Genomic DNA, 26,760 nt, shown 5'->3' on the forward strand with positions numbered 1-26,760 from the left:
CAGAACTCTTACTCAAGGCACTTTTTGCTCAGTTTTATTTAACAGTTATCCGTTAAATCCTCTTTGAGAGAACTTCTGCTTCATATTCTTTTATTGTTTTAAACCAGTCCTCTTTTTGCGGTACCTGGTTTATTTCACAGAAATAGTTCCATACATCGGAGAATGGATAGAATTTTAATTCTTCCTGGAACATCATCAGTTCTGTGAAATTTCTTTCATTTTGTAGGTCTGCCAGTTTTTTGAAGGGTGTCAGCATAGCATACAGGAGAGCTTTTTGCATATTTCTCATTCCTACTACCCAGGCAGATACACGATTTATGCTGGCGTCAAAGTAGTCCAAACCGATGAGTACCCGCTCCAATGCATCGCATCTTACGATTTCTTTTGCTATTTCCTTTAGTTCATCATCGAATAATACTACATGGTCGCTGTCCCATCTGATGGGTCTGGTCACATGGAGAGCAAGTTTCTCTGAAAATAAAAGCATGGATGGTATTTTGTCTGACACTACTTCTGTTGGATGATAGTGTCCGTTATCCAGCAGACAGAGTATGTTGTTTTTCGCTGCATAGTTCATGTAGAATTCGTGAGAACCAACGGTGCAGGCTTCCACACCGATTCCAAATACTTTGGATTCTACGGCTACATTCACTAAGGCTTTATCGTAATCGATTGATAAAATCTGGTCTAAGGAATCTTTTAATCTGGCTCTTGGACTTAAGCGGTCTGCTGGAATGTCCTTAAAGCCGTCTGGAATCCATATATTCATCAAACAGGGCTTATTTAGCTCTTTTGCAAAATACTCGGATATCCGCAGGCAGGCTTTACCATGGTCAATCCAGAATTTCCTTATGGATTCATCTTCATGTGACAGTGTTAAGCCATCTGCTTTTGGATGAGAAAAATAGGTTGGGTTAAAATCAAGTCCCAATCCTCTTTCTTTAGCAAATTCCACCCACTTTGCAAAATGTTTTGGTTCCAGTTTGTCGCGGTCAGCAAATTCACCGGGGGCAAAAATTGCATAATTAGCATGAAGGTTGATTCTGTGAGTTCCTGGAATCAAGCTGAGAGCTTTATCGATATCTGCCATTAATTCCTCCGGATTTCTGGCTTTACCAGGGTAATTACCGGTTGCCTGAATTCCGCCGGATAACTGTCCGTCACCTTCAAAACCTGCCACATCATCCCCCTGCCAGCAGTGCATGGATATAGCAGCCCTGCTTAAGCGGTTTAATACTTCATCTGTATCTACTCCAAGGTTTTGATAGATTTCCTTCGCTGATTCATATCTTTGTTTTGTTGTCATTGTTATTCTCCTTTTTATACCTCTTTATTTATTCTTTGTTTGATACTTCTTTTTTGATAATTCTTTATATACTTCTTGATAATTCTCTTTATACTTTTTAATAATTCTTTTTATACTTCTTGATAATTCTTTTTACTTTTTGATAATTCTTATTTATACTTTTTAATAATTCTTTTTTACTTTTTGATAATTCTTTTTATTTAAATTCTTTTTTATAATTCGTTAAAAAAAAGTTTTATATAATTCTTTTTTAATTTGTTTAAAACTTTAGCTTCCCTTTATTTGAATTCTTTAATAGAAAATGACTGAAAAACACCGTTCCTTGCATCTTCTAAGGATACAAACTCCTTTGCTTTTAGCATCTGTGCAAGGATATTTCCGATTGCAGTTGCCTCAGTCGGACCTGCATATACTGCTTTATTCGTATATTTTGCAGTCAGCTCGTTTAAGTAGTCTGCGTTAGCTCCACCGCCTACGATATGAATTCTGGAATAGGGTTTACCGGTAATTTTTTCAATTTCTTCCACAGTCTCGGCATAGCTCATGGCTAAACTGTTATAGATGCAGGCAGCAAGTTCCCCCACTGTAGACGGCACTTTCTGATTTGTTTCTTTACAATAGGTCTTGATTGCCTCCACCATGTTATCCGGCGATAAGAAAACATCATCATTTACATCTAATTTGGAGTTAAAGCCGTCTGTTTCCTTTGCTAATTCGCATAACCGGGCAAAAGAATATGCATCTTTTAATTCATGTCTTACAGATTGTATCATCCATAAGCCCATGATGTTTTTTAGGTAACGGAACCGGTAATCATAACCACCTTCATTCGTAAAATTAGCAGCTTTACTAACCATCGAGGAGTCCGCTTCCTTTCTCTCGATTCCCATCAAAGACCAGGTTCCTGAACTGATATATAAGTAATCCTCATCATTAGCAGGAACTGCCAGTACCGCTGAACCGGTGTCATGGGTAGCAGGTAGTATAACTTCACAGTCAAAGCCCACTGCCTCTTTCATCTGCTCTGTGAAATTGCCAATTAAGGTTCCTGGCATCGAAATGGTATGGAACATCGTTTTGTTATAGCCTAACGTTTCAATTAAATCCATATCCCAGTCCTTGGTAACAGGGCTGACCAGCTGAGTTGTAGTGGCATTGGTATATTCATTTCGTTTATTACCAGTCAGCAGATAATTAAAATAATCGGGTATCATTAAAAAGCTCTCTGCCAATTTTAAGTCTTCCGGATGTTCTGTCTTAACTGCCATCAGCTGATAAATCGTATTAAAAATCTGCTTTTGAATACCAGTGCGGCTATATAACTCATCTTCATTTATTACTTCATAGACCTTTTTATCCATTCCATTGGTTCTTTTATCCCGGTATCCTACAGTATTGCCAAGTATCTGGTTTTTTGAATCCAGTAATACAAAATCTACCGCCCAGGTATCAATTCCCATACTGGTGGGTATTTTCCCGATTTCTCTGCATTTCTTTAAACCATTTACAATCTCACCGAATAACCGGTCAAGTTCCCAGCATAAATATCCGTCCTTTTTTACCATTCCATTCTCGAAACGATAAATTTCTTCCAGCGTAATTTTACCATCTTCCAGACACCCCAAAATATGCCTGCCGCTTGAGGCACCGATATCTACTGCCAAATAGTACTTCTGCATATCTAATCCTCACTTCCTTTTAAATGCTTGGTCCATACCTTTTGCTTTATAAAACTTAATTGTTGTTTAATAATTATAATGTAGTATTTCCCCTGTTCCAATTCATCTGATACTATCATTATACCTGAATAATTTCAAAAAATAAGGACGCTATTTATTAAAAACAACGTCCTTATTTGCAGAGACAAATCAATCATCTGTGATTCTTAGCCTATAAATCATTGACTTTTCTATTGTCTCATGTTACCATTTAAACATCGCAAAAATACCTATACTTAAAACAGCTGGTAACAGAAAGGAGTAGAATAACATATATTAATTTTGTGATAACAAAAGGAACTCATTCACACGATCAGCCCAGGATCAGTCTAACAGAAATGTTTAAATTAGCGCCATGCACCTCTATTGGGTTTAGGAGCAAAAAAACTCCCGGTTTTTTAGAGGTTAACGAGGAAGAGAGTCAGCGAAGGTTTCGGCGGATGCTCTCTCATATGCTTGGATGTGTGATATGTCGAAAAAACTTCGGGTAACCGGAGCACAACAGCGGCATAACCAAGAAACAGGATTAGGTACTGCCTTGACTTCAACAGAATGCTTGAAGCTTAGCATTGCTATGAATTCTGACTGGAATTAACTAATATTAAAGTATAAGAACATTGAAAAATCAACAGTAAAATCGTGAATCGATTGCTGTTCGCAGACAATTACCAAGTGCCTTTTACCATGGAGTTAAACTTCCAAAGAAATTTCAGGAGGTTTATTTCTTACGGAATAATTCAGAATCACTTGTCTTATTGTCTTGCGAAAATAAGGAAGGAGATTATTTTATGTGTGGTATTATAGGTTTTACAGGTTATTCAGAAGCTAAAAATGTATTACTTGAGGGTCTGGAGGCTTTAGAATACCGTGGTTATGACAGTGCGGGTATTGCTTTCTTTCACGGAGATCGTGTTAATACGATTAAAACAACAGGAAAGGTATCTTCCCTTCGGGATAAAGTTTTACTATCAGCTGAAACTATGAGTACCTGCGGTATCGGTCATACCCGCTGGGCAACACACGGTGGTGTAACAGATACCAATTCACACCCTCATACCTTTGGCAGAGTTACCTTAATTCACAATGGTATTATCGAAAATTACCATGAATTAGAACTAGAACTGGCTGATGCCGGAAAATATCCGGTTTCCCAGACAGATACAGAGATTGCTGCCATGTTAATTGACAGCTTATATGAAGGCGATGCAATTGCTGCTATAAAAAAAGCCATAGCACGTTTAGATGGTGCTTATGCCTTTTGTATATTATTTTCAGAGGAGCCAGAAGTTATCTACTGCATAAGAAACGGCAGCCCCTTAGTTGCCTGCCACGCCAAAGAAGGGTCCGTTATTGCCTCTGATATGGTTGCTTTAATTAAATATTCCAGAGAATATTTCGTACTGCCGGAACTTCATATTGCTCGTTTAACGAAAGAAAACATAACCGTAACGGATTTAAATGAAACTGTAATTACTCCCAAAATGCTGTATGTGAACTGGGATGTTACCGCGGCCCAAAAAGGTGGTTATCCTCATTTTATGTTAAAGGAAATCCATGAACAGCCCGAATCCCTCCGTTCTACGATTATACCCCGTATCAAAAATAAACAGCTTCCGGATTTTAGTGCTGATGGTATACCAGAACAGATATTTGACGGCATTAACCGTGTCATAATCGCCGCCTGCGGTACTGCCATGCATGCCGGTCTGGTGGGTAAAGTAATGATGGAAAGACTCCTTAGAATCCCCGTTACCGTAGAGATAGCCTCAGAATTCCGGTATCAGGATCCGATTATTGATGAAACTACCTTAGTAATAACCATTTCACAATCCGGTGAAACAGCAGATACTTTAGCAGCATTACGACTTGCCAATGAGCATCACGCTACTACCTTATCCGTTGTCAATGTAAAAGGTTCTTCCATTGCACGAGAAAGTGATTATGTACTATATACCCATGCCGGTCCGGAAATAGCTGTTGCCAGTACTAAGGCATACACAGCCCAGTTATCCTGCCTTTACCTGATTGCTTATCATTTTGCATTAATCAAAGGAACTATTACAGAAACAGAATGTATTTCTAATATTGAAGAATTGCAGTCTGTAATACCTGCTGTTGAAAAAACCTTAGATCTTGCTGAGGATATTAATAAAATCTGTGCTAACCTAAAAGACAAAGAAGATATATTCTTTATTGGTCGGGGACTGGATTATGCTTTATCCTGTGAAGGCTCCATTAAATTAAAGGAAATCAGCTATATCCACTCAGAAGCGTATGCTGCAGGTGAATTAAAACACGGAACTCTATCCCTGGTAACCACCGGTATTCCAGTAATTGCCCTGGCCACCCAATCCGGCATTTATAATAAAATGATTTCCAATATTAAAGAAGTCCGTGCCAGAGAAGCTTTTGTTATCTTAATTACCAATGGGAATGCTAAAGTCGATTCTTCTATTTGCGATTATCACATCACCCTTCCGGAACTGGCTGATAATATGGCTCCCTTTACTACTGCTGTAGTATTGCAGCTTTTAGCTTATTATACCTCTGTACACCGTGGTTTAAACGTAGATCAGCCCCGTAATCTGGCTAAATCCGTAACGGTTGAATAATTGAAACATGTATTGTGTATTATTGTAGCAAAAATCAGTTAATTAGACTATAACCCCTAAGATTTAAGGCTTGGCAAAACTGTGAATATTTTAATAATATATTATCAGTTTTGTCAGGCTTTTTTATTTTATCAAACTGTAATATAAGCTACTGTTCACACCACTGCTAATAACAGCAGTAATGCTGATTAATAACACGCTTCGCGCATTTGACCTGTAAACAATAACTAATATAAAAACCCATTATTTAATTCTGCAAATTCTACTTGATTCTGATAATTATTCCGTATTATACTATAACTAAAGTAAAAATATTATCTTAACCTGTAAAACAGTTTGTAAGTAATATATTTTTATTATAATCTTTTCAATTAATATTCATAAACTTAGATTAAGATGTTTTAACCGATAAGCATATAGTTTAAATCAAGTTACAGCAGTACATCATGTTATTGTAGTTGCTTTATGTTATGGCAGTTGTCTTATGGTTATGGTAGTTGCTTTGTGTTATTATAGTTACTTTATGGTAGTTGCTTTATAGTAGTTGCATTATGTTACATTCCGTTATGATAGTAAGAAAATAAAAAATCAGAAAGAGAAAGGTGCCACGAAGTGATTCCATCATAATAAAATTTGTGGCCGTATTACAGTTAGACTGTAATATGAATTGGGTGAATAAGATGAATAATTTCGTAGAATTACCTGTAACTAAACTCGAAGGGAACCCGTTCCATATGATTGGGGACGAATGGATGCTGATTACAGCAGAAAAAGAAGGCAAAGTTAATACCATGACCGCTTCCTGGGGTGGCTTCGGCATTATGTGGGGTAAAAATGCTGCATTTATTGCAATACGTCCTCAGCGCTATACCAGGGAATTTGTTGATTTTGCAGATACCCTTTCATTAAGCTTCTATGATAACAGCTTACATAAGGTTTTAGGTTATTTAGGAACTGCCTCCGGCAGACATGAAGATAAAATAGCAAAATCAGGGCTGACGGTAGCACATGAAGATGGAATTCCATATTTTGCAGAAGCTAAGACTGTACTTCTATGTAAAAAACTTTTTGCCCAGCAATTTGATGAGAACAATTTTATTGAAAAAGAGACAATCGAAAGCTGTTATCCGAATAAAGATTATCATATTCTATATATATCCGAAATTCTTAAGGTGTTGGTAAAAGAATAAAAAAGGTACATTATTTTTTATTGATTAAGAGGTTGTTGAAACAATATCAAAGACCTAATGGTCTCTTCTTACTTTGCAGCAGCCTCTTCTGCTTTTCAGCTTGCATAGCCGTTTTTTCTTTGACTCACTGCAAAACCTCATTATATTTTACCTCTTTGCAAATATCTTTTTCATTTTACTTCTTTGTATAGTATCTTTTTACCTCTTTGTATAGTATCTTTACACAGCCCCTTTTGTATCGTCCTTTCTAAAATCTCTTTTATCTAACTTCTTGCACATTACTACTTATATTTATTACTGCATGACTACGCTTACGGAGTCTCTTATTATAAGTTTTCCGCTGATTACTTTTCTTCCGATTGTATGCTTATCGCCGCTGATTTTACGTATCATTGCATCTACTGCAGTTTCTGCCATGGTAACTATATCAACCTCTACCGTAGTTAATTTAGGAGAAGATATACTGGCAAATATATCATTATCAAAACCTACCACAGCTATTTCCTTGGGAACGTTATAACCTAATTTTTTGAGTTTATTAATAAACAGATACGCAACTCCGTCATTATTGCAGACAAAAGCCGTAGGCATCTGTTCTGGAAGATTATAATCAATATACTCTCCCTCTTCACTCCGATCCTCTATGATCCAGTCCTGCCTTACATCAAGATTATTTGATATCAGAGCTTTATAATAGCCTAAATACCGGTCTAGTATACTGCTGGTTGAAAATATCTTTCCCACAAAGCCAATCTTCCTATGCCCCTGAGATATCAAATAGTTGGTTACTTTATAAGAGCCATAGAAGCTGTCACTAATTATAGAGTCAACATCAAGCTGTTCATCGTAAAAGTCTAGCAAAACCAGGGGCATAGCAGTATATTTAATGAGATTCACATAATCAATACCCATCTGTCCCAGGATAATGATTCCATCAACTTTATTATCTGTAATCATATTAGGGATTATCAGTCTTTTTTCTGCTTCAGAGGTTATTATCTCCATAATAGCGTAATAGTTAACCTTGGATAGGGCTTTTACCACACTTTGATACATTTTAAGATAAAAAGCATCTCCATCGTCACGGATGAAGCGGTCTGCTATAAGAATCCCGATGTTATAGCTTTTTCCTTCCTTCATCCCTTTCGCTAATGTATTATAACGATATCCCATATCATCTGCAATCGTTTTAATCTTATCCCTTAATTCCTCACTTACACCATCTTTGTCTGAAAGCGCTTTTGATACTGTGACCGTACTGATATTAAGCTTGTCCGCAATGTCTTTCATTGTTACATTCTTCATATTAGCCTCTATTCTTGCGCACGCTCTTTGCGCATACCAAGTTTGTGGTGCACAAGCACAAACTTGCGGTTGAAAAATTAATTTGTCAACCTAGCCCTCCGTAAACTTATATGAAAAATTATAAACCTTTTAACCCGGTTTATCAACTAAATAGTAACTTAAAACATAAGTTAATTCGTGCTTTGCATTAGCATGATTTATAATTTTTGTAACTTAACTGATATTAAAGCGGATTAAAAATAGATACAGTTAAAGCTATCTATTACCATCTATTGATACAATACTTCCTGTAAAAATAATCCTCTGGCTTCTGCTGTCATTCCTGCCTGATCCCGATTTCCACTTTCTAATATATCTTTCATGGAATCTGGTTGTTTGTTACCTTCCCCCATCTCAATCAGAGTTCCGACAATGATTCTGGCCATATTAGGCCAGAAGTCGTCTGCCTCAATGGTAATTACAATTTCATTGATATCGGAATAGAAATCTATCTTATTTATAGTTCGTACCGTGGATTTCTTCATACGCTTATTATCGGAAAACGCTTTAAAATCATGACTGCCGATTAAATGTTTCGCTGCCTGTCTCATTTTAAGGATGTCTAACTTGTGAAAGCTGTAATAATTATATTTCCGCTCAAAAACAGACGACACTTCCCCCATGGTAATCTTATATTCATACCGAAAGGCTTTTGCATTAAAACTGCTGTGAAAACGCTCCGGTACTTCTGCTACTTCCACCACTGCTATATCTCTTGGCAGAAACCGGTTTAAATAATGCTTTATCTCATATAATTTCATATCAGTATTTGTGGTAAAATTAGCTATTTGTGCATAGGCGTGTACTCCTGCTTCCGTTCTGGCTGCCCCTATTACCGTCACCGTTTCATGTTCCATTTTAGTTAATACACTTTCTACCTTGTCCTGTATTGTAACGCTTTTGGGGTTTCCTGCCTGCTTCTGCCACCCATCATACCGTGAACCATCATATTCCAATACCAATTTAATGTTACGCATCTCTTTTGCTCCTTTTAAGTTAGGTTAAATCCTTCTTCTCAGTCTTACCTGCTTGATAGATTGTTATTATTATCTAATATAATGCTTCAAAAGTCCAGTCATATTCCTAGAAATTTATTGTCTTTTATTGCAGACTATTAGCAAGAAATATGTTATGGATTGGCAAAATATGCATTGGTCCCCTACATTGATGGTGGTCAGCATAATTGACAGGACATGGACGTGTACACCATCCAAATTACCAGTGCTGGCAGATGTTATGAAAATGAAATTTATCTGAAAGGACATCACATAGAGAAATCAGAGTAATTTCTTATGAAGTAAAAAATGGGCTGCCTTTTGGGCAGCCCGGAAATATTGCGATATGGTCATACTGATTAATATTAATTAATAGTACTTAATTATACTTCAAATAATAAATCGCCGTAAGTAGGTACAGGCCATAATTCCTTATCAACGATTAATTCAAGATCATCAATAGGTGCTCTAAGAACTGACATTGCAGGGAACACAACGGTTCTAAAGTAGTCAGCCTGTTCAGCGCCTTCTTTTTCTGCTGCTGTAGCTACATAGCCAGTAAGTGCGCTAAGTGCAGCTTTAGCAGAAGCTAAAAGAGAAGAAGTTTCTTTTAATAAGTCTACCTGTACGCTTACATCAGCATCAGGAACTGCTGTTTTAATGGAATTAATAGAAGCAGCCAGACTGGAAGCATATTTAATTACGGCTGGAACATACAGCTTGCTTGCCATTTCAATCATTGTCTTAGCTTCGATGTTAATGGTCTTTGAGTAAGCTTCATATTCGATTTCGGCACGGGAGTGAAGTTCTACTTCTGTAAATACATTGTGTTTACCGAACAACTTAACAGCTTTTTCTGAAACCATAGTAGGAATTGCTTCAACCATGGATTTGATGTTTGGTAAGCCTCTCTTTTCAGCTTCAGCAACCCATTCGTCAGAATATCCATTTCCGTTGAATACGATTCTCTGATGTTCTGTTACAGTTTTCTTAATTAAATCATGAACTGCCACATCAAAGTTGCCTGCTTTTTCTAATTCGTCTGCGAAATCACTTAATACATCTGCAACAATTGTATTTAAAGTAGTGTTAGGTCCTGCTATGGACATAGAGGAACCAACCATTCTGAACTCAAATTTATTGCCGGTAAATGCAAAAGGTGATGTACGATTTCTGTCGGTAGCATCTTTCTTGAATTCCGGAATTGTATGAACACCGATATTTAATTTACCACCTTGTTTGCTGCTGGTAGCTTCACCGGTTTCAATTAACTGTGTTAATACGTCAGCTAACTGTTCTCCAAGGAATACGGAAATAATTGCAGGAGGTGCTTCGTTTGCGCCAAGTCTGTGGTCATTACCAGGATTGGAGGCGGACAGACGAAGAAGATCTGCATGATCATCCACAGCCTTTAATACAGCAGCTAAGAATAACAGGAACTGTACATTCTCATGAGGTGTCTTACCAGGATCTAAAAGGTTTTTACCGGTATCCGTAACCATAGACCAGTTGTCATGTTTACCGGAACCATTCACGCCTGCAAATGGTTTTTCATGAAGTAAGCAGGCTAAACCATGACGGTTCGCAACTTTTTTCATTACTTCCATAACTAATTGGTTATGATCCGTAGCAATATTAGCAGTATTATAAATAGGTGCTAACTCGTGCTGAGCAGGTGCAACTTCGTTATGCTGTGTTTTAGCTAAAATGCCAAGTTTCCAGCATTCTTCATTCACTTCTTTCATGAATGCAGAAATTCTTTCCTTTAAGCTTCCGAAATAGTGATCTTCCATTTCCTGACCTTTAGGAGGCATAGCACCAAAAAGAGTACGTCCACTGAAGATTAAGTCTTCTCTCTTTAAGTATTTTGCTTTATCTACTAAGAAATATTCCTGTTCCGGACCTACGGAGCAGGATACGGTTTTCACTTCATCATGTCCGAATAATTTTAAAATACGTACTGCCTGATCGCTGAGAGCTTCCATAGAACGAAGAAGAGGAGTTTTCTTATCAAGTGCCTCTCCTGTATAAGAACAGAACGCAGTTGGAATACATAAGGTAACTCCGGCAGCATCTTCTCTTAAGAATGCAGGTGAAGTACAATCCCAAGCAGTATAACCTCTGGCTTCAAAGGTTGCTCTTAAACCGCCTGAAGGGAAAGATGATGCATCCGGCTCACCTTTAATTAATTCTTTACCGGAAAACTCCATTAAAATTTTTCCGCCGGGAGCAGGACTGATAAAGGAATCATGTTTTTCAGCAGTGATACCTGTCATTGGCTGGAACCAATGAGTAAAATGTGTTGCACCTCTCTCAATTGCCCAATCTTTCATTGCATTGGCAACCACATCAGCAACAGCAGGATCTAAATCCTCTCCGTTTTGGATTGTTTTTTTCAATGCAGCATAAGTTTTCTTTGGCAAACGTTCAATCATAGTTGTTTCATTAAACACGTCAACACCAAAAATATCAGTTAATTTCTCTGCCATAATAATAAAACTCCTTCCATTCATTTTATATTATAAATACATATTTATTTAGGATATACAACTATAGGTTTTCCAATAATTGTATAATAAAAAAGTGTTCTCAAAAAAGACCTTGAGAACACCCTTGCTCTAACGAATATTTCGTCTAAAGATAAAATACCACTTTTTTAGTAAAAAGGAAAGCTTTTTTTTAAAAAATAGGAATTTTTTTTTTGTTTTAATAACTTGTTCTGGCTTAAGGGCATTTTAATCCAGATTCATCCCTTGTGACGGGGCTAATATTACTGCAAAAGTCTGTTTTTTGTATTAGGAATTATTGCGAATATTGATATCCAGCTGGTCAAAGGGAATGGTAATCTCATTTTCATCAAATTGATTTTTAATCAGTTCCAGAAGTTCACATTTTAATGCCCAGTAATTTTCTTTTAAAACCCAGACTCTTATGCCGATATTAATGGCACTGGGATCAAAACTGTTCACAAAAACAGAACTATCCCTGTCTTTTAGCACCAGTTCATGCTTCGTTGTGATATCTGTAAGTATATCTTTTACCTTTTTAATGTTCTCGGAATAATCAATTAGTACCGTTATATCAAGCCTTCGTACCGGTTCAGAGGTTACATTGATTATATTCGTATTGGACAGGGTACCATTAGGCATTACTAACAGCCTGTTATCAAGAGTGAGCAGCCTGGTGTAGAATATATCAATTGTAGTTACCGTACCTTCATTGCCTCCTGAGATGATATAATCACCGACTCTAAATGGCTTTAACAGTAATATAAGTACTCCGCCGGCAAAATTAGATAAACTGCCCTGTAGGGCCAGACCGACACTAAGACCGGCTGAACCGATAATAGCAATAATCGGAGCACTGGCAATGCCGATAATTCCTGTTATGGTAAATACCGCTAAAACTACATACAGCACTGCCCTGATCATGGCAAGCAAAAAACCTGAAACACTGACTTCGAGCTTTGACTTTTTGAAGTATTTGTCCAGCAATCCGGTAAAAAACCGAATCAGTTTTTTTCCAATGATCAGCACAATTACTGCAACTATGATTTTGACCACAAAATTAAGCCCGTTATTAATGATTCCTTTTAAGCCATTGTCAAAATATTCTCCCAGTATAGCATTAATATTATTAAAACCTTTCTCTGTCATCGCTTCTAACAGCAAAGGAAGATGATAAAAAATCTGATTCATATTTAAAACCCATTGCATATCGCAAGCATCCTTACGATAGTGCCTTTCATAAACAGCTTGAAAGAAGCATATTCAGCATCCTTTCAATTTTTATATTTTCTTGAAACCTTTTTAACATGCCGAAGTTGTACGCCCTTTTACGTCATTTCTGCCTTTTAGCGCTAACGAGGCAGGAATCTTGGTTGCAGTTTCATTATTCTCGTTTTATGTTAAATATTACAGTGAAACCGGTTTATTGGCTTTGTCTGACTGCCCTTTCACTTTAGGCGCGTTTTCTTCTGAAATAACCGGTGAACAAGTAAATACTGCAACCCCAAGTGGTGGTACAATCAGACTGATAGAATCCTCCCTGCCATCTGTCACTATTTTTTTAGATTGCTTCAATCTGGGATTTATATTGCCGTTCCCACCAAAAAGTTCCCTGTCGCTATTAAAAATTTCTTTATATTTTCCAGGAAAAGGTACTCCCATCTGAAAATTTTTATATACAACAGGAGTAAAATTACATACGACCAGCAAAATTTCACTATTAACCGACTTTCTGGTAAAGGCTATAATACTATGGTCGGCATCCATACAACTTACCCATTCAAATCCTGTTTCTTCGTAATCCAGTTCATAGAGTGCAGGATGGGAACGATATAGTTTATTCAGTTCCTTTACATAACGGTTTAATTTTTCATGGAGCCCTTTATCCAGTAAGTGCCAGTCAAGACTTTTGGCTTCATTCCATTCGGAAGGCTGGGCAAAGTCCTGTCCCATAAATAATAATTTTTTCCCGGGATGGCACATCATAAAGCCATAGGCTACCCTTAAATTGGAAAATTTATGTTCTTCTGTTCCCGGCATCTTATTAATCATGGAGCCTTTCCCATGAACTACTTCATCATGAGAAAATACCAGCATAAATTTCTCGCTGTAGGCATAAATCATGCTAAAGGTAAGTTCTCCGTGACGACCTTTCCGAAACAGGGGATCACACTTCATATAATTCGTAAAGTCATTCATCCAGCCCAAATTCCATTTAAAATCAAAGCCCAATCCACCATCCGTCACATCACCGGTAACCTTAGGCCAGGAAGTAGATTCTTCTGCTATCAGAAACGCTCCATCCTCTCTCTTTTTAAATATGGAGTTAAGATGCTTTAGTAATTCAACTGCTTCCAGATTCTCGTTGCCGCCGTAAATATTGGCAATCCATTCACCGTCTTTTTTGCCGTAGTCCAGATACAGCATGGAAGCTACCGCATCCATTCGTATGCCGTCGGCATGATATTTTTCTACCCAGAACAATGCATTAGCAAGGAGGAAATTAGACACCTGTGGTCTTCCGTAATTATAAATCAGGGTTCCCCAATGGGGGTGCGCTCCCTGTTTTGGATCTTTATGTTCGTACAGGCAGGTACCGTCAAAATTCGCCAGTCCAAAGGCATCCCTCGGAAAATGGGCCGGCACCCAGTCAAGGATTACACCGATTCCCTGACTGTGCATATAGTCCATAAAATACATAAAATCAGCAGGTGACCCGTATCTGGCCGTAGGTGCATAATAACCGGTAAGCTGATACCCCCAGGAACCATCAAAGGGATGCTCCATAATAGGAAGTAGTTCGATATGGGTGTACCCCATATCTTTCACATAACCGCCCAGCATAGGTGCCAGTTCTCTGTAATTATAAAATTCCCGCTCCTCCTCTACAGGAGGTTTCTTCCAGGACCCTAAATGTACTTCATAAACATTCATGGGACTTATGGCGCACTGGTATTTGGCTCTAGCCTTAAGCCAGCTCTTATCCTGCCACTCATATTCCTTTAGATCACAGATAATCGATGCATTGTCAGGTCTAAGTTCTGTTCTGTTTGCATAAGGATCGGCTTTTAAAACTATCAGACCGCCTTTTATTTTTATTTCATATTTATAGATTTCACCTGATTTTAACCCGGGTATAAACAATTCAAATATACCGGAATCATACAATCGTCTCATCTGATGACGTCTGCCATCCCAATTATTAAAATTACCTACTACACTGACCCTTACGGCATTAGGCGCCCACACTGCAAATAAAGCACCTTTGATATCATCCGTTTCCATAAGGTGTGCACCTAATATATCATAGGCAGTATAATGAATTCCATTTGAAAAACGGGTTAGCTCCACAGGATCAATCATAGGTTCAAAGGAATAGGGATCAACGATTTCCATTGTAGTGTTGTTATCATAGGTGATTTGAAATGTATAGGGATTTACCTTATTACCGGGGAGCAGAACTGAGAAAAACCCTTCCTCTTCCATAAGGATCATAGGATATTCCACACCGGTCTTTGTTATTCTTACCTTCATCTCAACAGCCGTGGGAATAAAGGCATTAATCACAACCCCCTTATCTGTAATATGGGGTCCTAACAGACTGTGCGGATTATCATGTTCCGAATATATAATCGTTTCGACTTCCGCCTGGTCCAATAAATCATAAAGTGAATCCTCCATACTTGAATCCTCCTGTTTTGATTAATACACCACTATAATCTTACACTTAATTAATCCTTGATTATTCCAGGTACCATTCATCTTTGCCTGAGGTTTCACCGTCCTCAGTTTTCTCCGGCATATACTTTTTAAATACTCGTTCCATTAAAAATGAAGTTACCAGAGTACACAATGCAGGTGTTATTAATATTGCAATGGGCATAATGTAAGTACCTAATATAAATGCTGCCGTAACAATCGCCATAAGTATTGTTGTCGGAAGATGTCTCACAGCCATATATAAAGAGGTCTTAAACAATTGTTTAATTCCCACACTGAACCTCGATAGTACCGGAAAAACATAAAGTGTCACACAGGCAAGCAAAAACAGCATCGCATTAAAAATACTCAACAGAACAAACCCCTTCGTGCCTGTCATGTTGGCTGCAAATTTTCGGTCAAAAAATAATACTAAAAATAATAATGTAACGATAACACCTGAAATCACACCACTTTTAAAATTCATCTTAAACGAATGGAAAAATTCGCGGGTCAAATAACCTCTCTCTCGTCTTATTACTTTCACAACCGCGTAATAGAGTGAAGTTGTTGCAGGACCGATTGTAACAATCGGTAAACAGCATATCAGAAATATCAGACTGATGATAATAATATCCACAAACTTGCTTAAGGCAGTGAAGAAACCATTATCCATATTAAAAAAATTACCCATTTGTAATCTCCTTCTCCTTTAAATATGTGAAGTAATCAGCTGTATCTTACCTTCTACGGTGTATGTTCCGTAAGCCGCCGGTAATATAAAGTGATCGCCTTTTGTTATTTTAGTTCCATCAATTTTACCTTCTCCGTCAATTACACTTAAAATCGTAAAAGGTTCCGTCTGATCAAATGTCTGCCTGCCAGTCACTGTTAATTTCTTTACTGTATAGTATTGACAGGTTTCCAGTTCTTCTACCACAGCCTGTTCCATTCGTATCTCTTTTCTGTCGGTATTCTTATCCACATGAGGACATTTTATTACATCGATACTTTTATCTATATGAAGTTCTCTGGGTTTTCCGTCTGATAATCGGTCATAATCGTATAATCGGTAGGTAATATCGCTGTTTTGCTGGGTTTCCAATATTACTGTGCCAGCTTTTATGGCATGTACTGTGCCAGGATCGATCTGAAAGAAATCACCTTTTTTAATTGGCAGTACACGTATCAGCTCATTCCAGCGTTGTTCTGCTATCATAGTTTTTAATTCTTCTTTATCCTTAGCATTGTGTCCGACTACAATCTGTCCGTCAGTATCGCAGTCTAAGATATACCAGCATTCTGTTTTACCTAAAGAGCCATTCTCATATTGGCTTGCATAGTCATCGCCGGGATGTACCTGTATGCTTAAATCTGCTTTTGCATCTATTATTTTAATTAATAACGGGAAGGTATCTCCTTTCGCACCGCCGAATATTTCTCTGTGGTTTTTCCATAGGCTGCTTAATTTTTCACCCTTATATGCACCATTTTTGATGGTACAATCTCCGTTTGAGTGTGCGCTGACTGCCCAGCATTCCCCTGTATTATCACTGGGGATGTTATAGCCGAAATCGGTCTTAAGCCGGTTGCCGCCCCAGATCATTTCCTTAAATATAGGTTCTAAAAATATTATTTCTTTCATTGCTGCCTCCTAAGTATTTGTTAAGCTTGGCTTTATTTTACCACATTTTTGGTGGATACAAAAGTGAAAATTATCTAAATTCTTTATAGACAGGGACGCTTTTGCATTTGGGGGTATGGAGGGAAGAAGGCTGCGGCAGTTTTTTGTGGGCTTGGTAGTAAAGGATTATGATTTTGCTAAGGGCAAGGAACCTTACTTGGAGCCACAAAACAGAGCTGAACTCACAAGAAAAATGCTCCTATGGTCGCGTTTTTCTTGTTCAGACAGCAGCTCTTCGCGCAATTTATTGCGCGTTTGTGTGATCGTAAGGTTCCCTGCCCTAAGCAAAAGTCAATAATCCCTTAGATGCCAAGCCCACAAAAAACTGCCGCAGCCTTCTTCCGTAAATATTGTCTTTGATGCAAAAGCTGTTATTGGTTTGGGTTTAATTTATTATTTTACTTTTTTCAACTTGGTGTTTTGCTATAGATAAAGAGGTGCTTAAGACTAACATCTTAGTAGTTTTTTGATTTTTCCGAGATTAAGATAAAACGAAATGTCAGTTTACTGACCTTTTCGCACCTTGGCGGATCATAAAATAAAGAGTGAGCCGAACTTATAAAGTAATCGGCTCACTCTCTATTTATTTTAGACTGTTTATATTGAACTATTCATTTACATATTGTAATTCGCGAATATTGCTATGTCGTTTTTCCTTTTCATTACTACTTATTTTTCCACATTTAACATCGCTATAATTAAATCGGCTGCTTCACCACGGGTCAGTTTATCATTAGGTCTGAATTCGTTGTCAGTGTTGCCGGTTATCAGGTTTAGACCTTGAGCTAGTGCTGTATATCCCTGATTTTCTGAGGATATCTGGCTTTGATCTTTAAAGTTGGCATTATAGATACCTTTTAATTTTGCGATGCTTTCATAACCTAGTACCTGTACTGCAAATTTTGCGGCAGCGACACGGGTTAATGTTGTGTCATCGTTGTTTATTTTATATTTATTGTTGTTATAATAGATGCCTGACTGATTTAAGAAATCAGTTAATTCTTTTGTTGTAATAGCCTGGTCCGGTTTAAATTCACCGCCTTTAAAACCAATCCCGATTTCAGCTAAGAGCCTGATATTTCGTTCAGACAATGAATTGCTAATGTCTTTATAATTGTATAAGTTCTCCGGTGCAACATATTCATCACCGTTATAATCGATCTGTTTACCGGTAAAGGGTGAAATCGTGTTCGGTGAAATATCTGTACGATAAACCAGACGTACTTTACTGTCTACGGAATACGCATCTGTTCTGATAATGTCCATACCCTTACTGTCATAGGAATGGATGTTATTTATTTCGTATACCAGTTGATAGCCTTTATTCTGAATATAGATATTAAAGGCATTATCCGAGTTTATGATGTTTTTAGGAGCCTCAAAGGTTACATTCTCATTCCAGTTATAGTTAAAGGAAGTTACCTTTCCGGTCACACCATCAACTGCACCATAGATTCCATTAAAAGGATATTCGATGCCCTCGTTTACTCTGTTATAATTATAATTGTAACCGCCGTATATTTCTTTTTCCTTATCATAGGCAATCACATAGCCGCCCTGGTCGTCGGTAAGTTTTGAATTGTTAAATTTATCCGGTATCTGTGCTTTTAAGAAACTTTCTAATATGCTCTGACCTTGTTCCCTGTCATATTTTACTTTAATCGTTTCCAATTCTTTTGCAGTCATGTTGTTATAATCTTTTACTGTTGCATTAAAATATATTATCTTGCCGGTCACAGCATCTACAGAGGCGTTAACATGAGCGCGATAGCTATCCCCGCTCTTTTTATCTATTTCCCTGGGATCTGTCAGGGTAATGTTCCAGGCATATCTGGTTTTATCATCCTTTGTATAATAATTATTCTGTTTATATAAGGATGCTGTTATGGATTTTAAGTTGGAATCCAGCAGTAAGCTCTTATTCTCAGTTATTGCTTTAATGGCTGCGTCTTTACTGATTAATCCCTTGATTTCGTCAACTTTGGTGATTTCTTCCTGTGTTAAACTGCCGGTATCACTTTTATCACCCATAGCAGCAGTTGCCATGGTTTGACTTTCTGAATATTTCATCCATTCGTTCTGAGAGGTATACACCTCACCGGTTTTCGCATCAACAGAAACATAAGAATTATCCGGGCTGTATACTAAAAATGCCTTAATCTTGCTTTTACCATTACTATCCGGTGTGTAGGCATTTTGATAGGTTAATTTCATTTTAATGGTTTTGCCGATTTTTTTAGCTGCTTCATCCTTAGTAATTTTGGTGTCAGGGGAAGGGATTTCTGCCTGATACAGCCAGTTGGCACTATATGACATAACTTTTCCAGTCTCATAATTAACGCCTACTGATACGGAATTATCCGGCATTGGTATTCCATTCTCCACACGCTGGTATTCATAATTGTATACACCGCCGTAAGAGCCGTTTGCACCAATATATTTGAGTTTACCGGATATGTCCGGAGCTACCTTTTTAATAAATTTATCAGCAGTTGATTTTAAATCCGCCTTTAAATATTTAGGCGCATAATTACCGGATGCATCATCTCCGGTATTGTAGCTAATAATATTACCACTCTGGTCACTTTCGATTGATATATTTTTCGTATTATCTTTCGTGGTCCAATTTAAGGTCCAGACAGCTCCTCCGTAATAATTACTTGCATTAAAATAGTAATCAAATTGTGTGAGCTCTGCAGGAACTGTGATCTTCGCCTTAACCAGCTTGATGACACGTTCCAGATCTTCCGATTTCGGTTCCTGTGATGTAGAGCCTGTAACAACAACCTCTCCTTTTGCAGGAATATCAATGGATGCGATACTGCTTGCAGCACTATCTGCTGCCGCATAAACAAATGCAGGCATACCAGTAGTAAGCATACATCCAACTAAAACCAATGGCACTATTTTTTTTCTTAACATATGAATTCCTCCTTTTGTCATTTACTTTCAATCATTAGACGATGTAAAATTTGGTTTAGTTCCATTTTATTTCTATTTTTTATAAAAATTTGAAAAATAATTTTATCTGGATTAATATTGCCAAATATATGAATTTATATTAATATTTAATATTAGGATTCGTCTGTCAAAAAACCTCTCAACAGTATTTTATATTAGATTTATTCATAAATATGATGATAAAAAAGCCAAACTATACTTAAGGAGTGTATGTATAAATATGAAAACCAAAGCATTTCGAGCTGCTTTTCCCTTTACCGTACCTGTATTAACCGGTTATATTGTTCTTGGCATTGCTTACGGTATTATCCTAAGCAGTAAAGGCTATTCCTTTTTGTGGGCAGCCTTTACCAGTATATTTATTTATGCCGGTTCCATGCAGTTTGTATCCCTAAGCCTTTTAGCCGCTGGCTTCCATCCCCTATATGCATGTTTTATGACCTTAATGGTAAATACCAGGCATTTGTTTTATGGAATCTCCATGCTTTCTAAATTCCGTGGAACAGGTAAGAAAAAACCTTATTTAATCCTGGGACTAACAGATGAAACCTTTTCCCTGTTATGTTCTGCTAAAGCACCGGAGGGCGTTGATCAAGGCTGGTTTATGTTTTTTATAACCCTATTGGACCAGATTTATTGGGTCACCGGCTCTGTCCTTGGGAATCTCCTTGGAAGTTTAATTTCTTTTAACACCAAAGGCATCGACTTTGCCTTAACCGCATTATTTATTGTGATTTTTATAAATCAGTGGAAATCCACCAATAATCATATTCCTGTGTTAATCGGACTTAGTGCTTCCATTGCCTGCAGATTAATTTTTGGAGCTTCGAATTTTATAATTCCCTCCATGGTTATTATCCTTACCCTTGTTACCGTGTTTCAAAAGAAAATAGAATCGAGGAATACATAATGTCTTTTACCTTCAGCCAGTCCATACTCTTTTTTGGAATCATCAGTCTGACCACCATGGCAATCCGGGCTCTGCCATTTTTATTATTTCCAGAAAATAAGAAAACTCCTAAATTTATTTTGTATTTAGGTTCTGTTTTGCCATATACCATTATCGGCATGCTCGTTATCTATTGTTTAAAGGACGTTTCATTTGTCAAAACGCCTTATGGTCTTCCGGAAGTGATTTCCATAGCAGTTATCGTACTGCTCCATCTTTGGAAAAACAACACCCTTTTAAGCATTGGGGCCGGAACCGTTATTTATATGTTTTTGGTTCAGTTTATTTGAGCCTGCTTAAACTATGGATAAACAAACCGCTCCTTAATTTAGGTTCAAACCAGGTAGATTTTGGCGGCATTAATTTCTTAGCATCTGAAACAGCAAATAATTCTGTAATACTGGTAGGATACATAGAAAATGCTGCAGCCATATCTTCGTCAACCCTCTTTTTAAGTTCCTTAAGACCTCTGATTCCACCCACAAAATCAATCCGCTTATCCGTACGGGGATCCCCGATTAAGAGAATTTTTCCCAGTAAATAATTCTGTAAAATAGAGACATCCAGGGCTTCCACCGGATCGGTATTACTTCTGACCTCTTCATGTGCCGTAAGCTTATACCAGTTTCCATTCGTGTACATACCAAAGCATCCCTTTTTCTCAGGCGCATATTCTGCACTGCCAAGTAATTCCACTGTGAAATATTCCGAAATACAGTTAAGGAATTCCTCTGCTTCAAGACCATTTAAATCCTTTACCACCCTGTTATATGGCAGAATCATAAGCTGATCCTCAGGAAACAATACCGACAGAAAATAATTGAATTCTTCTGTACCATCATAATCAGGATTTTCCTGTCTTCTTTTTAATCCGACCTTCACCGCCGAAGCTGCTCTGTGGTGGCCGTCTGCAATATAGATGCTTCTGATACCAGCAAAAGCTGTCCGGATACCTTCAATTTTTTCACTATCCCTAATAATCCAGACATTATGCGTAATCCCATCCGGTGAGGTAAAGCCATAAAGAACCGGTTCCCTCTTAACTCCCCCTATGATTTCATTGATTCTGTTCTGGGAACGGTAGGCTAAAAAAATGGGTCCGGTCTGGGCATTGCAGATATCAACATGGCATATGCGGTCAAGTTCTTTATCTTCCCTGGTATTCTCATGTTTCTTAATGATATTATTCAGATAATCATCAATAGAGGAGCAGGCAACCAGACCGGTCTGTGACCTTCCATCCATAATCAGCTCATATACGTAATAATACTCTTCGTTATCCGTTATTAAAGTTCCATCCGCTATCATATCTTTTAATAGGTCTCCTGCTTTTTGATAAACCCTGTTATCATTGGCATCCACCGAATCGTTAAACTGGGTCTCTGCCCTGTCAATACGCAGAAAGGACATAGGTTCCCTTATGATTTCTGCCTTTGCTTCTGCCCGGTTATATACATCATAGGGTAACGCCGCTATTTTGCCTGCCACCTCTTTTTGAGGTCTGATACACTGAAACGGTTTCACATCTGCCATGAACGAAATCCTCCCTAAGTTAAGTTTTTTGTATTTCATGCATTTCTTTCTGCACTAATATGACACATCTTTTATAACATTATAATTCATATAACTTAAAAATCAAGTAATTTTCCTTTAGCCGAAGTACCTTAAGGCTAACAAATTATGTGTTATATTAAAATAGTGACTCCCTGCTCTATGAGTAACTTAACAGAATAATATATACTAGTTATTGACATCTTAGTCTATAAGGAGTAGACTGAGATTATTAGTCGATTCTTAATAGACTGGAGGAATTATTGATGAATGAATATAAACTTGCTCAGGGTGAAGCAAAATTTGCTGAATTGATTTGGAGTCATGAACCGATTACTTCCATGGACCTGGTAAAGCTGTGTGAAAATGAAATGAATTGGAAAAAATCAACCACCTATACCGTACTTAAGAAACTATGTGCCAAAGGTATCTTTCAAAACACGAATACCCTTGTAACTTCAATAATTAAGAAAGATGAGTTCTACGGAAAACAAAGCCGTTTTTTTGTGGAAGATATCTTTGGAGGTTCACTTCCAAAATTTTTAACCGCCTTCCTTGGAAACAGCAAGCTAAGTGACAAGCAGGCAGCGGAACTAAAAAAACTGATTGACCGGCATAAGGAGGAATAGTAATGGATAGTCTGTTTATTTCTGTTTTGAATATGAGTATAACAGCAAGCTATGTGATAGCAGCTATTATTCTGGTACGGCTATTTCTAAAAAAAGCACCTAAAATATTTTCTTATACTCTCTGGACAATAGCGGGCTTACGCCTTTCTATTCCATTTTCAATTGAGAGTATTTTCAGTCTGATGCCTTTTAAGTCCCAGCCTATTTCAAACACTGCTGCTCTGGGTGAGAAGGTCACCTTTCGTTCCTCCGCAGACGCAGTACTAAAAGCCATAGGAGATGCAGCAAACGGTGGTCTTGGGACAATTACCGTACATCTTGGAAAAACAGCAGACGGCAATCCAATCACCACATCAGCATACCACTTTGAAGTATGGCTAATGTTTGGAAGTTATATCTGGATAATCGGAGTTGCCCTGCTGCTGATCTATAGCGTAATATCTACCCTCCTGCTCAAGCTAAGACTGCATGCAGCTACTCATATAGGAGGTAATTTATATGAAGTCTGGAATTTAAAGACTCCTTTTGTTCTCGGCTTTATCCGACCAAAAATCTATATTCCCTCCGGACTTTCCGAAGAGGAAAAAAGCTATATCATCCTTCATGAACAAACTCATATAAAACGCTTTGACCACATAGTAAAACTGATTGCCTTCCTTCTTGTTTGTGTCCACTGGTTTAATCCGTTGGTCTGGACTGCTTTTCTGCTTATGAACGCAGATATGGAGATGTCTTGTGATGAACGTGTCTTAAAAGAGATGGGCAGCATGATTAAACATGGATATTCTACCTCCCTGCTTACCCTGGCAACAAGGCAGCGCCAGATAAGCCCAAGTCCGCTGGCATTTGGGGAAGGCAGCTTAACAGGACGAATAAAAAACATATTAAACTATAAAAAACCCGCCACTTGGGTTACAGCAGTTTCAATCCTGCTCCTTGCTGTATTGATTATCGGTTTTACAACAAACAGACCCTCTGCAGGTGGTTCTTCTGACTTGGACGCAAATGTGCTTCCTAATGACTTTGCTGAACAAAACTTGACTATAAATGAACACACTTTGACTATTAACGATGTCAGAACACTTGCGGAAAAGGGTAATGAGTTAACCTTTGAAGACTTAAGTGACTTCACCGGCGCAGATGCCAGTTCAAACACCAATTATCATATTATGGTCTATCGCGTCCAGGGTGGTTACCGTCTACTTGTACGAACAGATGGTAGTAAGATAGATATTACCACCTTGCAAGGAATATGGGACAGCGGCAACAGCGGTATCGATATCCGCTATAACAATGTAGATGAATTCATAAGGAACCATCCATCGTCGGAGAACTTAACGAACTGGCAGGGTATAATCGGCATGTCACGAGAGGAAGTTCATAAGAAAATGGGCGAACCCCATAGCATGCTATCGGGATTATTCGGAGACGTTTATAAATTAGACGAGGATATGAATATTATTATTTATTACGATGCGGATTCGAAGGTAAATCGTTACAAGATAGATGCACTGCAGGCAGACACCTCTCCTCAAGCCTCTTTCGTCCCAATAGAGGACTAAAGCGATTTTTCATATCACATAAAAATTTTTCATATCACATAAAAATAAGACTGTATAAAAGGTTAAAACCTTCGAGCAGTCTTTTGCTTTTGAATCATAAGTTCAATTGAATAATACTAATATTTTATCTCATCTTGTTTCTGACTTCTTACCTAGTGTAAAGTTAATATTAATTTTGTAAAGTAATAATTTCCCAGGTAAATCTTAAGTTAATTCTCTCTTCCCCCCATTGCCATCCCTTTTTCAGTATGATATTAATAATTTGTACCATATATTCCCATGATGGGGCTCGAAATTTTGACATATTCTATTACCGCAAAGGAGGGAAAACATTAACTAATTAATTAATTAATTATTAACAAAAGAAAATAACAAAAGTTAGTTTTTGTTAACTATGAAAATCCTTAACACAAAAATAATTACCTGATTATGAATCAAAGTGCCTTACATAAGGCAGATGGGAGTCGTTATGAACAAGATATTAAAAAGAATAATAGCAGGCACTGCAATCAGTGCATTGGCATTATCAGCAGCATTCATGAATTTACATACTGCTTCTACCAGTGTGGCAGCAGAAAATCCCAAAGCAGCCCTGGCGGCGCAGACAAACGCCCCGAAATATGTATTCCTATTTATCGGTGACGGTATGAGTTATCCGCAAATCCAAGCGGCTAGTGATTATCTTGGTGCAGTCAGTCAGAACAAAGACGCAAAAAAATTAAGCGGTAATAAATATTTGGATTTTATGAAATTTCCGTCAGTGGGCTCTGCAGTGACATTTGATTCCACCTCCTTTTGTCCCGATTCAGCCTCAACTGCCACTTCCCTTTCTACAGGTTATAAAACTTACAGCGGAATCATCAATATGGATGAAACCCAAAAAATCTCCTATGAAACCATCTCAGAAAAGTTGAAAAAACAATTAGGCTATAAGATTGGTATTATTTCCACCGTTAATTTAAACCATGCCACCCCTGCAGCCTTCTACGCACATCAATCCTCCAGAAATAATTATTATGCGATCGGTGTGGAAATGGTGAAAAGCAATTTTGAATACTTTGCCGGAGGTGCTCTTAAAAATGTAACTGGTGATGACAAGACAAAACCACAAGAGGACCTATATACCTTAGCTCAGAAAAACGGTTATAAAGTTATAAAGACTCAAAAAGAGGCTGACAAACTTACAGCTGCCGACGGTAAAGCTATCGTAATTGGTGAAACCCTTGCAGACAGCGATTCCTTGTCCTATTCGAATGATGTAAAAGCAGATGAATGGGAACTAAAAGATTATGTAAAAAAAGGAATTGAAGTACTTGATAATAAAAAGGGCTTTTTTATGATGATTGAAGGCGGTAAAATTGACTGGGCCTGCCATGCCAATGATGCAGGTTCTACCATTGCCGATACAATTGCTTTAGATAAAGCTGTGGATGAAGCTATTAATTTCTATTACAAACACCCTTCAGAGACCTTAATCCTTGTAACCGGTGACCATGAAACCGGAGGTTTAACAATTGGTTATGCTGGTACAGATTATGATACCTACTTAGCGAACCTGACTAATCAAAAGATATCATATGCCAAATTTGATTCTGTTTATGTAAAGAAATATAAAGAAAACAAAACTCCTTTTAGTGAAGTTTTAAAGGACATAAAATCTAATTTCGGCTTAATGGCAGAAGGTGACAGTTCTGCTGTTAAAGATTCCAAATTGGTTTTGACACCTTATGAATACAACCTGTTAAAAGCTGCTTATGATAAGACCATGAGTGCCTCCAGCACAGACAGAACCCAGCAGGAATATATTTTATACGGAACCTATGAACCCTTAACCGTAACTATCACCCACCTTTTAAACAATAAATCCGGTATAAACTTCTCTTCCTATGCTCATACTGGTTTACCTGTCGGAGTATTTGCACAAGGAACGGGTGCTTCTTTATTTGAGGGTTATTATGATAATACGGAAATTTATCATAATCTGGCTAAATTATTAAAAGTAAAATAGGATTTATCCGCCAATTACGAAATCATTGTTTAATAGCGAGGTTTT

Annotated in this window: 18 protein-coding genes and 1 pseudogene; 8 read left to right on the plus strand and 11 right to left on the minus strand. The window is 37.6% G+C overall.

What is annotated here, in order from left to right; all coding sequences use genetic code 11:
- Nucleotides 1–52: 52 nt before the first annotated feature.
- Both QA584_RS16380 and rhaB read right to left on the minus strand, forming a co-directional pair.
- Nucleotides 53–1,306: an L-rhamnose isomerase gene (locus QA584_RS16380; protein WP_278270132.1), complete on the minus strand. Its 1,254-nt coding sequence runs from the start codon at nt 1,304–1,306 to the stop codon at nt 53–55.
- Nucleotides 1,307–1,584: 278 nt separating this feature from the next.
- Entirely contained in the window at nt 1,585–2,985 is a 1,401-nt protein-coding gene (gene rhaB, locus QA584_RS16385) for a rhamnulokinase (protein WP_278270133.1), read from the minus strand.
- 508 nt (nt 2,986–3,493) lie between these two features.
- Between rhaB and QA584_RS16390 the strand changes: the two genes are divergently transcribed.
- The 3 genes from QA584_RS16390 (at nt 3,494) to QA584_RS16400 (ending at nt 6,826) form a co-directional block, all read left to right on the plus strand.
- Nucleotides 3,494–3,619, plus strand: a complete 126-nt coding sequence (locus QA584_RS16390) for a hypothetical protein (protein WP_278270134.1) — start codon at nt 3,494–3,496, stop codon at nt 3,617–3,619.
- A 193-nt stretch (nt 3,620–3,812) separates the two neighbouring features.
- Nucleotides 3,813–5,636 (plus strand): glutamine--fructose-6-phosphate transaminase (isomerizing), encoded by a 1,824-nt coding sequence (glmS, locus tag QA584_RS16395; RefSeq protein WP_278270135.1) that lies wholly within the window; start codon nt 3,813–3,815, stop codon nt 5,634–5,636.
- 680 nt (nt 5,637–6,316) lie between these two features.
- Nucleotides 6,317–6,826 carry a flavin reductase gene (locus tag QA584_RS16400; protein WP_278270136.1) on the plus strand — a complete coding sequence of 170 codons (510 nt, stop codon included), beginning with the start codon at nt 6,317–6,319 and terminating at the stop codon, nt 6,824–6,826.
- 294 nt (nt 6,827–7,120) lie between these two features.
- Here the strand turns inward: QA584_RS16400 and QA584_RS16405 are convergent, their stop codons facing one another.
- The 8 genes and pseudogenes from QA584_RS16405 to QA584_RS16440 form a co-directional block, all read right to left on the minus strand.
- Complete coding sequence (locus QA584_RS16405; protein WP_278270137.1) at nt 7,121–8,131, minus strand: substrate-binding domain-containing protein; 1,011 nt, start codon at nt 8,129–8,131, stop codon at nt 7,121–7,123.
- A gap of 269 nt (nt 8,132–8,400) precedes the next feature.
- Complete coding sequence (truA, locus tag QA584_RS16410) at nt 8,401–9,147, minus strand: tRNA pseudouridine(38-40) synthase TruA (RefSeq protein WP_278270138.1); 747 nt, start codon at nt 9,145–9,147, stop codon at nt 8,401–8,403.
- A gap of 401 nt (nt 9,148–9,548) precedes the next feature.
- Nucleotides 9,549–11,654, minus strand: coding sequence for a glutamine synthetase III family protein (locus QA584_RS16415; protein WP_278270139.1), 2,106 nt, complete (start codon nt 11,652–11,654; stop codon nt 9,549–9,551).
- A gap of 306 nt (nt 11,655–11,960) precedes the next feature.
- Nucleotides 11,961–12,881, minus strand: a complete 921-nt coding sequence (locus tag QA584_RS16420) for a mechanosensitive ion channel family protein (protein WP_278270140.1) — start codon at nt 12,879–12,881, stop codon at nt 11,961–11,963.
- Between the two features lie 222 nt (nt 12,882–13,103).
- Nucleotides 13,104–15,353 (minus strand): annotated as a pseudogene (gene glgB / locus QA584_RS16425) (1,4-alpha-glucan branching protein GlgB); the annotation flags it as partial.
- 61 nt (nt 15,354–15,414) lie between these two features.
- Nucleotides 15,415–16,065, minus strand: coding sequence for a YesL family protein (locus QA584_RS16430; RefSeq protein ID WP_278270141.1), 651 nt, complete (start codon nt 16,063–16,065; stop codon nt 15,415–15,417).
- An 18-nt stretch (nt 16,066–16,083) separates the two neighbouring features.
- The gene (gene manA, locus QA584_RS16435) at nt 16,084–17,016 is read right to left on the minus strand and encodes a mannose-6-phosphate isomerase, class I (RefSeq protein ID WP_278270142.1); all 933 of its coding nucleotides are present in this window, start codon (nt 17,014–17,016) and stop codon (nt 16,084–16,086) included.
- Between the two features lie 708 nt (nt 17,017–17,724).
- Entirely contained in the window at nt 17,725–19,977 is a 2,253-nt protein-coding gene (locus tag QA584_RS16440; RefSeq protein ID WP_278270143.1) for a YcdB/YcdC domain-containing protein, read from the minus strand.
- Between the two features lie 259 nt (nt 19,978–20,236).
- Here QA584_RS16440 and QA584_RS16445 point away from each other — a divergent pair, with 259 nt between their 5' ends.
- Together QA584_RS16445 and QA584_RS16450 are read left to right on the plus strand one after the other, a co-directional pair.
- Nucleotides 20,237–20,926 (plus strand): AzlC family ABC transporter permease, encoded by a 690-nt coding sequence (locus tag QA584_RS16445; RefSeq protein ID WP_331487648.1) that lies wholly within the window; start codon nt 20,237–20,239, stop codon nt 20,924–20,926.
- The gene (locus tag QA584_RS16450) at nt 20,926–21,255 is read left to right on the plus strand and encodes a branched-chain amino acid transporter permease (protein WP_278270144.1); all 330 of its coding nucleotides are present in this window, start codon (nt 20,926–20,928) and stop codon (nt 21,253–21,255) included. Before QA584_RS16445 ends, QA584_RS16450 begins: the two co-directional genes overlap by 1 nt.
- Here QA584_RS16450 and QA584_RS16455 read toward each other — a convergent pair.
- Nucleotides 21,248–22,498 carry a DUF1015 domain-containing protein gene (locus tag QA584_RS16455; protein WP_278270145.1) on the minus strand — a complete coding sequence of 417 codons (1,251 nt, stop codon included), beginning with the start codon at nt 22,496–22,498 and terminating at the stop codon, nt 21,248–21,250. The genes QA584_RS16450 and QA584_RS16455 overlap by 8 nt on opposite strands.
- A gap of 284 nt (nt 22,499–22,782) precedes the next feature.
- Between QA584_RS16455 and QA584_RS16460 the strand changes: the two genes are divergently transcribed.
- From QA584_RS16460 to QA584_RS16470, 3 genes are all read left to right on the plus strand, one after another.
- Nucleotides 22,783–23,145: a BlaI/MecI/CopY family transcriptional regulator gene (locus QA584_RS16460; protein WP_278270146.1), complete on the plus strand. Its 363-nt coding sequence runs from the start codon at nt 22,783–22,785 to the stop codon at nt 23,143–23,145.
- Nucleotides 23,146–23,147: 2 nt separating this feature from the next.
- A complete protein-coding gene (locus QA584_RS16465; RefSeq protein ID WP_278270147.1) occupies nt 23,148–24,707 on the plus strand; it encodes a M56 family metallopeptidase in 1,560 nt (519 codons plus the stop codon).
- A 469-nt stretch (nt 24,708–25,176) separates the two neighbouring features.
- Complete coding sequence (locus QA584_RS16470; protein WP_278270148.1) at nt 25,177–26,715, plus strand: alkaline phosphatase; 1,539 nt, start codon at nt 25,177–25,179, stop codon at nt 26,713–26,715.
- Nucleotides 26,716–26,760 lie beyond the last annotated feature (45 nt).

Source organism: Anaerocolumna sp. AGMB13025 (assembly GCF_029689925.1).
Taxonomy (GTDB): Bacteria; Bacillota; Clostridia; order Lachnospirales; family Lachnospiraceae; genus Anaerocolumna.